General features: G+C 51.2%; 8 protein-coding genes. 2 read left to right on the top strand and 6 right to left on the bottom strand.

Annotated elements, in window-relative coordinates:
• Window positions 1-4 precede the first annotated feature (4 nt).
• Complete coding sequence (locus AC5TBW_RS12785) at window positions 5-1,054, bottom strand: T6SS phospholipase effector Tle1-like catalytic domain-containing protein (RefSeq protein WP_495508923.1); 1,050 nt, start codon at window positions 1,052-1,054, stop codon at window positions 5-7.
• Between the two features lie 296 nt (window positions 1,055-1,350).
• Window positions 1,351-2,718, bottom strand: a complete 1,368-nt coding sequence (locus tag AC5TBW_RS12790; protein ID WP_495508924.1) for a carboxylesterase family protein — start codon at window positions 2,716-2,718, stop codon at window positions 1,351-1,353.
• A gap of 512 nt (window positions 2,719-3,230) precedes the next feature.
• Between AC5TBW_RS12790 and AC5TBW_RS12795 the strand changes: the two genes are divergently transcribed.
• Window positions 3,231-6,266 carry an EAL domain-containing protein gene (locus AC5TBW_RS12795; RefSeq protein ID WP_495508925.1) on the top strand — a complete coding sequence of 1,012 codons (3,036 nt, stop codon included), beginning with the start codon at window positions 3,231-3,233 and terminating at the stop codon, window positions 6,264-6,266.
• Between the two features lie 501 nt (window positions 6,267-6,767).
• Here the strand turns inward: AC5TBW_RS12795 and leuD are convergent.
• From leuD to AC5TBW_RS12815, 4 genes are read right to left on the bottom strand one after another with little or no spacing between them, the layout of a single operon-like run.
• Window positions 6,768-7,409 carry a 3-isopropylmalate dehydratase small subunit gene (leuD, locus tag AC5TBW_RS12800; RefSeq protein ID WP_495508926.1) on the bottom strand — a complete coding sequence of 214 codons (642 nt, stop codon included), beginning with the start codon at window positions 7,407-7,409 and terminating at the stop codon, window positions 6,768-6,770.
• Window positions 7,406-8,821, bottom strand: coding sequence for a 3-isopropylmalate dehydratase large subunit (gene leuC / locus AC5TBW_RS12805; RefSeq protein ID WP_495508927.1), 1,416 nt, complete (start codon window positions 8,819-8,821; stop codon window positions 7,406-7,408). Before leuC ends, leuD begins: the two co-directional genes overlap by 4 nt.
• Window positions 8,821-9,732, bottom strand: a complete 912-nt coding sequence (locus AC5TBW_RS12810; RefSeq protein WP_495508928.1) for an alpha/beta fold hydrolase — start codon at window positions 9,730-9,732, stop codon at window positions 8,821-8,823. Before AC5TBW_RS12810 ends, leuC begins: the two co-directional genes overlap by 1 nt.
• Before the next feature lie 49 nt (window positions 9,733-9,781).
• A complete protein-coding gene (locus AC5TBW_RS12815; RefSeq protein ID WP_495508929.1) occupies window positions 9,782-11,287 on the bottom strand; it encodes an SLC13 family permease in 1,506 nt (501 codons plus the stop codon).
• 154 nt (window positions 11,288-11,441) lie between these two features.
• Between AC5TBW_RS12815 and AC5TBW_RS12820 the strand changes: the two genes are divergently transcribed.
• Window positions 11,442-12,356, top strand: coding sequence for a LysR substrate-binding domain-containing protein (locus AC5TBW_RS12820; RefSeq protein WP_495508930.1), 915 nt, complete (start codon window positions 11,442-11,444; stop codon window positions 12,354-12,356).
• Window positions 12,357-12,925: the final 569 nt, after the last annotated feature.

Raw genomic sequence — 12,925 nt, forward strand, 5'->3', positions numbered from 1 at the left:
CCGCCTACTCCTCCGGTGGGGAAAGGGGGACATCAGTCAAGGTACGCGGCCGGTACTCACACGTTGTATCGGCCCAGCGTTTCCAGACACTGTCATCCACTGAAATGTTGACCGCACACTGCCCTTGCATCACTTCCGAATATTGTCGGTAAAAACGGCCGTCAGTTGTCTTTCCAAGGCGTTTGTATCTGGCGTAGAGCCCCTTCAGAAAATCAGAAAACGAGTCTTTTGGTGCTGTCTTCCAGGCATTCTCAACAACTTCGTAGGGTGCCACTTTTAGGCCTGCTTTTTGCGCCTTGGCTAACATCCAGCTCAGCGATATGTCGGCCAGCGTGTCATCAGCGCCATAGCCGCCGCCTACATTGGCGTGGGCACCGATAAACCAGCACTGCTCTACGTCGCGATTACCCGTTTTCTGCTTGCCATCCTTGCTCGTCCAAAGCGATACATTGTAGGTCGACCGGTGTTCGTCCAGCGCGACTGCTTGATAGGCATGATCCACAATGCTGGAAAGCTCGGTGTCGTGCCAATCGTATTTGCTTTTGAACAGGTTGGTTCCGGGCACGCCCAGTGCACCAACGGTATCCCACACACCAATGAAATGAATCCTGGGCTGGCGGCTGAAACTCTCCTTGAACCCTTTGCATACGTCAGAATCGGGGTGCAAATCGCGGTTTCGATAAATACTTTCGGCCTTATCGAGCAACCCTGGCGTGACGACATGCACTAGCCCGCATTTACGAATCATCCCCACCAGGCTTCTGGCGGTGTAGGCACCACGGCTGAACCCGAATATCCAGATTTCATCTCCTTCACTGTAACGCCTTGCCAGCCAGTCATAGCCTTCCTGTAGGTTTGTGCTCAGCCCATGACCGAAGGCTCCGCCGGTAAAGCGCTGAAACTTGGATGTCCCTACACCGGGGTCGTAATAGAACCGCTGCCTGATACCGTCATCATCATCCTGGATCAGCCGGGTAATACGATAAACATTGGTTTGGTCTTCAGGGTCGTTCCACGTTCCATCAAATAGCAGGATCAGTTTTTGTTTTGTCATTGTGTTCCCCATGATGATGCGCACCTTTGAACAGTGCTCATGACCGCTAAATGAAAGGCAGACAATGCGCGATGCTCTCTTGGGCAAGGCGTACCTGCGACCTCCACATTATTTAATGAAGGTTAGTCGTAAATTCATTCCGTCACCTGGCGATAGTCGATTTGAAGCAGCGCTCCCGATGCGGGCGCTCCTGCTATCTCGTATTTGGACAAACCAAGCCGTGCTTTTAAGCGCGTCACCGGCCAGCCGCCGGGGGCCAGTCGGCAAATGCGTTCTTAAATGCAGGCGCTTGTCGCTCAACTCACCTCCCACCACTCAAGCACCTGCGGCTCGATGTGGCCGGTGGCCGGAAGCTGGCCGGTACGCGCGAAGTCTGCCCATAGGGCGCGCATAGGTTGGCCGTGTTCAAGCAGGGTGGCTTCGTCCACGCCTTTTACCAAATCGGCATGTTGCCAGCTGGATGGCTCGCCCAGTAGCAGCGGCAGGTCGATCGTGTGGGCGGCGCCAAACGGGTAGCGGCCTTTGCACCAGTCCAGCCGATACAGGTAAGCGCGCCCACCCGCTTGCGCATGGCGGCGGGCAAACTTATGCGCATCGCGTATGTAGACCTTGCGTGTGGTGACGGCCACCATCGCTTTGCTGAGCGCCTCCCCCACCAAGGGCGTGTTGCGCAGCCGCATCAGGCTCGGCGATATCACCACAAACAGCGTGTTCTCTTCTGCGGTATAGCCCATAAACAGGTCAATCTTTGCGGCGGCGCGGCGCCAGGCCGCATCGGCCTCGGCCTCAGTGGGCAGCGGGTAGTGGCCGTACTGGGTGCCAAACGGCATGGCCGCTTTTAGGCCAAAGCCACGGGCAGCTTCCGCCACCTGGGTCTGTCGGCGCAAAACCTCATCAAGCGGTGCATCGTCGTTTAGCGTGGCCGCCTGTTGGCTCATCTTGGCGTACATGTTCGCCCGGCCACGGCTAATGCCCAACGGCGCGCTCTGAATAATGGCGCGCTGGAACAGCCCCTCGGTGCCTTTGGCAATCATCAGATGCGCCGCTGCGTCGCCCCCGGCGGACTGGCCAAACAGGGTGACATTGGCTGGGTCGCCCCCCATGGCCGCGATATTGGTGTTCACCCAGCGCAGGGCCGAGATCATGTCGAGCAGGCCTAAATTAGCAGGCCGATTGGCGTAGCCGCCCAGAAAACCTAACAAGCCAAGCCGGTACGTCACCGCCACTACGATCACGTCTTGCTCAAGCGCCAGCGGGCGTACGTCGAACACCGGGAGATCCCCGGCACCAAACACGTAAGAACCACCGTGTATCCAGACCATGACGGGGCGCGGCGTTGGCGAGGGGCTTTCCGGCAGGGTGACCGATAAATGTAACGCGCCTTCGCAGGGGGAGAACGCCTGGGCGCTAATCCCCAGCACAGCGTTTAGCTCGGGAATGAGGTTTTGCGGCGCGCAAGGCGACCACTCGGTGGCTTGGATAGGCGCGGTTGAGGGCAACTCATCTTTTGGGGCGCAAAAGCGCTGGGTGCGGGCATAGCGTATGCCCGTGGCGCGGATAACGCCGCGATCCCGCCAGCCGATGATCTCACCTGCAGGGGTGGTAAAGCGCGGGGCATCGTTGTGGTTTAGCTCATCACGGTCAGTTAAATCAACGTAGCGCATGCCGCTCCTTGGGTTCCTAGTATGAAATACGCGCAGCAATGCTGCTAAGTGCCAACAATGCCTGATACGCCAGCGTACAGCCATAAGCTCTGGCCACCGGGCATCATTGAGGTCGCAGGGTCAGGGCATTAAACGCATCGTTATCCAGCATGAAAAGTCCCAGTAGAACGCCTATATAGAACACGACAAACGAACGATCCGCTATGACGGGTTAGACCATGGATTGTTCGTATATTGTGGCATTAGATACTCTTTTCAGTTTAGGTCTATGATTAATTCATATTAGGAAGGAAGATTGACACTACAATAGCGCTCGCTGGTTTCTACTTTCGCTCTGTCAGCTTGTACTTGAATAAATACCCACCTTTTATATATGCGTCATCAGGCGTACGTTATGGAGATAGACGCTAGTAGCTAGCCTGGTGGTTTATGTGTTGACGTGGATACACTGATATTAGGCTGCGATGTCGCTTGCTGGGTAGCGTCACAAAAATAATCGGGAGTTAGTAATAATGTCTAGGGAAGAGACAAACCCATCGAACATAGATGCCGAGGAGCTTTACCACCAAATTTACAGAACGACCACTGGCTATATTGGCTGGACAGTCATCGCTATCAGCACGCTAGTGTTGTTGTCATGGGCCTTTGATTTGGAGGCTGGAAAACACATACTGCCTCACTTCGATTCAATGAAAGTCAATACGGCACTGTGCTTTCTCGCCTGCGGGTTCATTTTATGGCTTGCCTCTCAGCCCGTTATCACCAGCGCAAAACATTCAGTGGTCGCTATGCTGGCTGCTTTTATATTGATGGTTTCAGGGCTTACGCTTTTAGAATATGCATTGCACTGGCCGATAGGTATCGACAACCTTTTGATCATGGATAAGGCCACGCCGGCTGAGAACTGGCCGGGGCGGATGTCGGTTGGCACGGCCATCTGCTTCTGCTTGATAGGGATCGGGTGGCTAACCACGATAATCCCCGTGCGCTACTCCTCCCTAATGCTGCAGATCGCTGCACTGATTACCATCACCATCAGTGGTTCGGCGTTAACCGGCTATTTATTTGGCGTTCAAAAGTTTAGGTTGTCTGTTTTTTCGACGATGGCCCTTCACACGTCAATTCTATTCGCGATTTGTAGTGTCGGCATGCTTCTAGCCCGCCCTGGCAAAGGCTTGATGAGTTCTGCGGCCAGTGCCTATATCGGCGGTCGCTCTTTGCGGCGCTTGCTGCCCTATATCGTGTTAACGCCGCTACTGACCTCCTGGCTGAGCATGCAGGGTGTCGCCGCTGGCTACTATACCGATGAGTTTGGTTTCGCGCTGAGCAGCATGTTCAGCATTATGGTGCTTGTTCTTGTTGGTTGGCTTGGAGCGGCTGCTCTCAACTACGAGGAGGAACGCTTTCGCTCGACGCTCGACAGCGCACCTGTTGCGACCCTCATGGTCGACGAAAATGGCATCATCCAAATGGCGAATCAGTTGGCACGATCGCTTTTTGGCTATCAGGCCCACCAGTTAGTGGGGCAGCCAATAGAAAGATTGATACCTGAGCGGTTCCATCAGAACTATTCTGGGTTCCGCCGACAGTACATCAATGACCCCAAACAGCGGATGATGGGCACAGGTCGAGATCTGTTTGCCTTGCGTCAGGATGGAACCGAGTTTCCTGCTGAAATCGCGCTCAACCCAGTCAAAACGGCGGAAGCACGCTTTGTGATGACGGCGGTTGTCGATATTACCGAGCGTATCCAGGCTGAGCAGAAAATTCTGCGCCTTAATCGTACACACAAAGTATTAAGCGGCATCAATACCCTAATTGTAAGAGCCCAGAGTCGTGACGTTCTATGCGAGGAAGCCACGCGCATTACGGTGGAAGAAGGCGAACTTTTTGCCGCCCTGGTCGTGGAATACGATCATGAAGCAGGACGTTGCAAGATTTTGTATGTACACGCTGCCCACAAAGCGATAGAAACTCGACCGCTTTCAGAATTTGAAACAGACACGATTCGCGAATGCCTGGAAAAGCATTGCGCCGTGGTGCACAACGATCTGAGAGCGCAACCTCACGACGCTCAGTTAAAGGATTTGATAGCGCTCGACATACAGGCCATGGCGGCTTTACCGCTGACGCTTCCGCAGGGATCAAAGAAGGCGGCATTCGTACTTTTCCGGCGCGAGCCGTTTGCCTTTGATCAAACTGAAATGAAGCTTTTGCAAGAGGTGGCAGGCGATATATCGTTCGCTATTACTACTCTGGAAAAGAACCAGCGACTTGAGTACTTAACGCATTTCGACAATGTCACCGATTTGCCGAACCGTATGCTTCTCACCGACCGGCTGCTTCAAGCAATGTATCAGGTCGATAAACTCCAGGATGTTCTGAGTATTTTGTATCTGGACATCGACCGCTTTAAACAGGTTAACGAGAGCCTTGGACTTTCGGGTGGTGACGAAGTGCTACGTCAGGTAGCGCACCGTATACGAGCGTGTATTAGCAAGACCGATACGATATCCCGCTGGGGCGGCGATGAATTTATTGTCTTGCTGCCAGGTCAAAGTGCTGCAGAAGTGACGACCATTGCTAACTGTATTACTGACAAATTGCATTCGGTAATCATCCTGGATAATGGTCAGGAGTTGTTCATCTCCTGCAGCATAGGGATTGCAGAATATCCGCGGAGTGGTAGGGATATGGACGTGCTGATCAACGGCGCCAGGAGCGCAATGGCCGCTATTAAAGCGCATGGCGGTAACAACTATCAGCACTTCGTGCCTGGCAGCAAGGACACTCACAGTGATGGTCTGGCGTTGGAAACCTCATTGCGACATGCGCTGGCACAAGATCAGTTCCAATTGTTCTATCAGCCTCAGATCGACATTACTTCCAGAAAGGTCGTGGGGCTGGAGGCCCTGATACGCTGGGAGCATCCCACGCAAGGCATGATCGCTCCGGATAGGTTTATTCCGTTGGCGGAAAAGACAGGGCTGATCATACCCATCGGCGAATGGGTGCTGCGCGAGGCATGCCGCCAAGCAGTCGCTACCCCGGGTCTGAAAATGGCGGTGAACCTGTCTGCGCGACAGTTCCACCAGGATAACCTTGTCGCTGTCGTCCAACAGATCTTGATAGAAACCGGTATGCCGCCAGCCGACTTGGAACTAGAAATCACCGAAAGCGCGCTGATCTACAATGTCGAGTCGGCCATTACCACGATGGAAGAACTGATAGGCTTGGGCGTTAGCATTTCTCTTGACGATTTTGGTACCGGCTATTCCAGTTTGAGCTACTTGAAACGCTTCCCGATCGATACTCTCAAAATCGACAAGTCTTTCATTACCGAAGTGGCCACGAACCCGGACAGCGAGATTATCGTCAATACGATCATTGCGATGGCACACAGCTTAAAATTAAAGGTGATTGCTGAAGGCGTAGAAACCGAGGAGCAACTGGCAATGCTCCATGAGCGCGGTTGTGACCAAGCTCAGGGGTACCTGTTTTCTCCGCCACTACCCTATCAAGAGGCCATCAATGCAGCACGGCGTTGATCATATGAATGGCTATTTTAGCGGTACCATAGTCAGCCAGAGATGACACAAAGCCTGAAACGGCTAGAGGAAATACTGGGTTGAAAGTTGCTTGAACTTCTTAGGCGGTGAGTGCCATGCAACAACCCATAATCGCGGGGCACCTGCTGATGGGTGTCCCTGACCAGATCTTCATTATTCATAATCACTGTATCTCGCTAGCCTTTCCTTAGTAACAAACCCACTAAGGAGAGATTCCAATGACATCAAATACAACCACGATCCCTCTTTTTCGCCCAGGCGTGACCGCCCTATTACCAGAGAAATCGCCAGTCTATTTTAACAACCATGCATCTATATTAAATCTCTTATAACCATAGGCTGAAATTTTGTATAGCTGGAGTTTCGATGTTGCTTATAGAAAGTGGCTCAACAAGCTAATTACCTGCTGAGACACTTTAAAGAGATAGTAATGTACTGCGCAAGGCTTCAAAATTTTCGGTATAAAAACGATCCAAATATCTAATGTTCGAGACGCCGTCTGGTAACTGACGCGACATTACGCAGCCAAGGGTAGCGAGCCCAATAAGCATTAGCAAAGCTGGATATCTTATCTTTGTGCGTCAACGACAGACCGATACTATCCAGCCCCTCCAGAAACATCTGGCGGTGACGAGGGATCATTTTGAAATGCGTCTGAATACTGTGGCTAACTACTGATTGTTCTTCAATATTTATCTCAATTCTGTTTCTATTTATATCATCTGCATCGTCCATTAACTTTGTAACCTCTTCTGGTGACAAAGTTACTAGTAGCAGTCGATTGTTCATAGCATTCGAGTAGAAAATCTCGGCGTAACTCGACGCTATCACGGCCCTAATTCCGAACTGCTGTAGGCCCCATACGGCGTGTTCTCGGCTTGATCCACACCCAAAATTAGAGCCACCAATCAAAATAGATGCATTTGCGTATGAATGTTGATTGAGTACGAAGTCGGGCCGACGCTGGCCTTGTTCATCGAAACGCAGGTCGTAAAACAAGCCTTCCTTGAGCCCTGCTTTATCAATGCCGCGTAGAAACTGTTTAGGCATGATTTGGTCTGTATCAAGGTTTTCTATACGAAGTGCCGCAGCGTACCCTTTTATACGATGATGCTCAGTCATGGTTGAAGCTCCAATTGGCGTACGTCGGTAAGGCACCCAGTAATTGCCGCAGCTGCCGCCATCGCTGGACTCACTAAGTGCGTGATGGCCCCCCGGCCTTGTCGGCCTTCGAAATTGCGATTGGTTGTTGAAGCGCAGCGCACGCCAGCTGCAAGGACATCGTCATTCATCGCTAGGCACATTGAGCACCCTGAATTACGCCATTCAAATCCTGCTTTAATAAAAACCTGATCCAAGCCTTCCGCTTCAGCCGCCGCTTTGACAGCCCCTGAACCCGGTACCACCATCGCTCGCACACCCTGAGCAACGTGTCTTTTATTTAATACGCTGGCTGCAGCACGCAAATCCTCGATCCGGCCGTTGGTACAAGAGCCGATAAAAACGTGCTGAATTGGTGTGCCCTGGATGGCTGTTCCTTCTTGCAGTTTTGTGTAATTTAGTGCGCGGCTAGCACTGCTGCGAATAGGGCCATCCGGGAGTTCATTAAGCATTGGAAGCTGACCATCAATGGCAACTACTTGGTCTGGGCTAGTACCCCAAGTGACCTGAGGTGCAACGTCGTTGGCATCGAATTGGTATTCGATATCGAAAACTGTTTCAGAATCGGAGTACAGTTCTTGCCATGCCGCGATGGCCTCTTGCCGATGCTCAGTAGCGATGTCAGGTGCGCGGGCCATCACATAGTCAACCGCTTTTTGATCAGGTGCTATAAGAGCACCGCGTGCGCCTGCTTCTAGCGTCATATTACACAAGGTGAAACGAGCCTCAATCGATAGCGCGTCGATTGTAGTGCCGCAGTATTCCACGACGTACCCGCGTGCACCTTGTGCTCCAATGTGGCCTATAATCGCTAGCACTAGATCCTTAGCCGTCGTACCAAAAGGCAAGGTACCATCGATACGGATACGCATGTCTTTGGCAATACGGTAGACCAGTGTTTGTGTCGCCAACACATGCTCCACCTCGGTTGTGCCGATTCCGAACCCAAGAGCACCAAGCCCGCCATACGTCGTAGTGTGGCTGTCGCCGCAGATCACCACCATGCCAGGGCGGATCATTCCGTGCTCTGGAGCCACTACATGCTCAATGCCTTGTAATGCGTCATTGGTATCAAATAAGGGGATACTGAAGTGGTCGCAGTTTTTTTTCAGATTCGTTGCCTGAAGTGCTGATGGTGCATCTTCTATAACTCGAATTCTGGATGGGTGCGTTGGAATGATGTGACTCACGACTGCAACGTTTTGGCCTGGCATGGATACATCACGGCCCTGCTCGTATAAGCCTGCAAAAGCCTGAGGGCTGGTATATTCGTTCATCAGGTGCAGATCACAAAAGAGCAGTAAGTTCTCGTTGTCGAGTTTTGCAATCGTGTGCGAGTCAACAAGCTTGCGATATAGAGACTTTGGTTCCATCAGTCTTCCTCAAACAGAAAAGGTATAACCTTGGCGATCAGCGTATCTGGTGCTTCCTCTGCGATATAATGGCCACAGGCCAGAGCCTCGCCTTCAAGCTTGTTGGCCAAACGGCGCCACTCATCAAGAGGTTTGAAACACTTGTGGATCACACCTTGTTTGCCCCAAAGAACGAGTAAAGGTGCTTCTATTTTGCGACCATTCTCAATATCAATGCGCTCGTGCTCCATATCGATACCAGCTGAGGCACGATAATCTTCGCAGATACTATGAGCGGTCCCCTCAATCGACATACACCGCTGATACTCATTGAGAGCAAGGGGATCGAACGGGGCCAGACCGGCACTGCGCCGTCCCATAATATTGATGATGTATTCCGCTGGGTCGGCTTCAATTAGGCGTTCGGGGAGTGACGCAGGCTGAATTAGAAAGAACCAGTGCCAGTAGGCGCGCGCGAACGTATCGCTCGTCTGCTGGTACATGGAAAGTGTCGGCGCGATATCAAGCAGGACTAAGCGTGATACGGTTTGGGGGTGATCGACTGCGAGCCTGTGCGCGACACGGGCACCGCGGTCATGCGCAATTAGGTCAAAGCGCTCATAGCCAAGATGGCGCATCAACGTCACCTGATCCTGAGCTAGCACTCGTTTAGAGTAGTTCTCATGATTTGGTAAGCCAGTCGGCTTTGACGAGTCACCGTAACCACGTAGATCGGCGGCAACAACGGTGAATTGCTCAGCGAGCGCTGGAGCTACCTTATGCCACATCGCGAGCGTCTGCGGGTGACCGTGCAGCAAAAGCAACGGTGGCCCGCTACCGCCGATAACAGCGTTGATGTATATCTGTGGCTGAACTTCGATACGTCTCGTTTCAAAGCCTGGGAAGAGCTTGCTGATATTTGGAGACATCATTTTTTCTCCTGTTTTTTCGGTTTCTGGTTGATCGTTTAAACGGATAGTTCTAGTGGCTCCAAATGGCTCCCACGATGAAGTATGTCAGCAGCGTCACGAGAACGACCCCACCAAGGTTTAATCCAAAACCAGCGTTTACCATCGATTGGATTCGCATGTGACCGGTGCCGAAAACGATAGCGTTTGGGGGTGTCGCGACAGGCATCATGAAGGCACAGCTAGCGGCAATAGCTGCAGGTATTGCGATCATTTCCACAGGGAATCCCTGAGCTACGGCAACAGCCGCAAGCAATGGCATAAAAGTTGCTGCTGTCGCGGTATTAGAAGTCACCTCGGTCAGAAATATGATGGCTAGTACGACTAATGCGATCATCCACAATAACGGTAGGGTTGCCAGCGATCCGATACTGTTGGCGATCCACTCAGCTAGACCAGATGATTGAATAGCTGAAGCTAACGCCAGCCCACCACCGAATAACAGCAATACCCCCCACGGGAGCTTGATGGCATCTTCCCAACGCATGAGAAAAATGCGTTGCTTGGTGTTAACGGGGATCAGAAATAACGACAAGGCACCTGCTAGCGCGATGCTGGTATCGTTGATACCAGGAAGATAATTTTCTATGAACGGCTTGGAGATCCAGCCAAGTGCGGTGAGGATGAAAACTATCGAAACCAACTTCTCTCCCTTGGACCAGGGGCCGAGCGACGCAAGTTCCTCACGTATTAGGGTTTGGCTATTCTCGCCCTCAAATTTGAACTCGCGTCGAGTCAGCCACCACCACGAAAATAACAGCATCGACGCTGCTACTGGGATACCCAGCAACATCCACTGGCCAAAGCCGATTGTCACCTTGTAATTGGCTTGCAGAAAACCGGCCAGCATCGCATTCGGCGGTGTACCAATTAGCGTTGCAACTCCACCGATGCTTGCTGCATAGGCAATACCCAGTAACAGAGCCGTTGCAAAGCGCGAACGCTCGACTTTATCCGAGCCGTTTCCGGTGGAGTCTAGTAAGTGAATCACTGACATGCCGATCGGCAGCATCATAATAGTGGTCGCAGTGTTACTAACCCACATACTTATAAATGCTGTGGACAACATGAAACCTGCGATTTGGTGAGAGGGGCGACTACCCACTAGCACCAAAGTGTTTAGCGCGATGCGTCGATGTAAATTCCACCGTTCCATCGCTAAACCAATCATAAAGCCACCTAGAAACAGATAGATGATTGGGTTGGCATATGGGGCAGTTGCACTTTTAATATCACTAATGCCTAGCATTGGAATCAGTAAGATCGGCAATAAAGAGGTAATTGGAATCGGAATAGCTTCTGTAGACCACCAAATCGCAATCAACAGTGTCATTCCTACTGTTACCCATGCGGAGCTCGACATACCCAATGGTGGGGAAGTGACTAGACAAATAATCAGCAGAAGTGGGGCAAGATAAAAACCTATCCTAGCAGTAAGATTTCTGGAAACAGTTTCATCTTTAAGTGAATGCTCCAGCACTTGGTCTGCGGGTGGTGGAGTGGAGTGATCATGGTTCATTGAGTTTTTCCTTTATTTATACTTATTAGATATTGTTAGAGTTGCTCGTTAGCAGTTGATCGAAAATGAATGTGTTTCAGACTTGTCTTAAAGTCTTGTGGCAGCAATACTATTATTTACAAAACGTATTTTTAAGTGGCAAATCGTGAGGACTATGAACACGTTTCGTGATAGATGGCCGCTTCCAGAAGACCTTCGTGTATTTTTGACTGTCATCCGAAAGCAGAGCTTTACGGCAGCTGCTGATGAACTAGGTGTATCACCAGCCTATGTGAGCAAGCGTATCGGGGTTCTTGAGAAGGCTTTAAATACCCGCCTATTTCATAGAACGAGTCGGCGCTGCGCGTTAACCAATGAAGGAGTATTGGCAGAGCGTTCGGCGGTGCAGATCCTAGATGATATGAACACGCTATTCGACGACCTGAGCAAGGCACGGCAGACTCCTCGTGGTTTGCTACATATCTGCAGCAGTTTTGGTTTTGGACGTAACCATGTAGCGCCGGCCGTGGCAAAACTTGCTGAGCAGTTTCAGGAGTTGGAGGTTCGTCTTGAAGTGTTCGACAGAGTCGTCGATATCGTGGGTGAAGGTTTCGATTTGGAAATCCGTGTCGGCGACGACCTTCCAGGCCAGCACATTAGCCGTCTATTGGTCTCTAACCAACGGGTGCTATGTGCAGCTCCCTCTTATCTAGAAAGATGTGGCATTCCGTCCTCTTTAGAAGATCTGGCTCAGCACGATTGTCTTGTGATTAAAGAAAGAAATAATGTTTTTGGAGTATGGAATCTAGAGTGTGATGGAAGGACACAAAGTGTTCGAGTTAGTGGCCCATTGTCTTCAAACAACGGCGAGATAGTGCTTCAGTGGGCATTGCATGGTCGTGGCATATTGCTGCGTTCTATGTGGGATGTTGGGCCGTTGCTGGAGCAGAATAAATTGGTACGGATACTGGATGAATACAGCGAGAACGCTGATGTCTGGGCGATCTATTCGACTAGGGCGGCTAATTCGGCCAAGCTACGTGTGTGCCTAGATTTTTTGGAGCAGTACTTCGGCCAGCTACAGGACTAATGGCTTAGAGTGGACGACAACTATCAAGTTGTAGCCTCTGCGGTCCTTGGGCATCGTTAGTAATCCGGTCATCCTCCAGAAAAAAGTATGAATTCGCCTGATCAAATTTTTGGCTTTTTCCCAACCAAGATAAGCCAGGTCAGGTAGTTGAAGCCTTCTTGTCTCACTTGAATTCAAACAGCTGGGCTGCAGTGTTGTGGCTCCCCTTGCTACTGGCTGGGCGCAAATCAGTAGTGTTCAGAATTCTGTGTCACTTTTACCCTAAGAGGAAGGAGGTGACTTATGACACACCCCCAGTTGATATGGAAGCTGCTAAGGCCTGCGTGAAGACATAAACATGACCTGCAAGGAAGGCAACCTCACGCCCCTATTCAAACAAAGAGGTCACCCCCAGATACGAAACACGCGACTAGCCCACGTTCATCGAAGCCAAACGCGGAATGTTAAATGATGCGATTACTAGGAAGGTTATGAGGGTGAGCGGGTTGGAGAGGTTGTAATCAAAACTGACAATACCGATGCTGGTTACGGCAGTTCTCGGCCACAAACTGACTTTAGCCATCCATGGA

The sequence above is a fragment of the Vreelandella sp. ssv genome (assembly GCF_059448525.1).

Excerpts from the sequence above, each read along its gene's own strand:
- AC5TBW_RS12785 (WP_495508923.1), bottom strand. The coding sequence starts at position 1,054 with ATGACAAAACAAAAACTGATCCTGCTATTTGATGGAACGTGGAACGAC.
- AC5TBW_RS12810 (WP_495508928.1), bottom strand. The coding sequence starts at position 9,732 with ATGATGTCTCCAAATATCAGCAAGCTCTTCCCAGGCTTTGAAACGAGA.
- AC5TBW_RS12815 (WP_495508929.1), bottom strand. The coding sequence starts at position 11,287 with ATGAACCATGATCACTCCACTCCACCACCCGCAGACCAAGTGCTGGAG.
- AC5TBW_RS12795 (WP_495508925.1), top strand. The coding sequence starts at position 3,231 with ATGTCTAGGGAAGAGACAAACCCATCGAACATAGATGCCGAGGAGCTT.
- leuD (WP_495508926.1), bottom strand. The coding sequence starts at position 7,409 with ATGACTGAGCATCATCGTATAAAAGGGTACGCTGCGGCACTTCGTATA.
- leuC (WP_495508927.1), bottom strand. The coding sequence starts at position 8,821 with ATGGAACCAAAGTCTCTATATCGCAAGCTTGTTGACTCGCACACGATT.
- AC5TBW_RS12790 (WP_495508924.1), bottom strand. The coding sequence starts at position 2,718 with ATGCGCTACGTTGATTTAACTGACCGTGATGAGCTAAACCACAACGAT.
- AC5TBW_RS12820 (WP_495508930.1), top strand. The coding sequence starts at position 11,442 with ATGAACACGTTTCGTGATAGATGGCCGCTTCCAGAAGACCTTCGTGTA.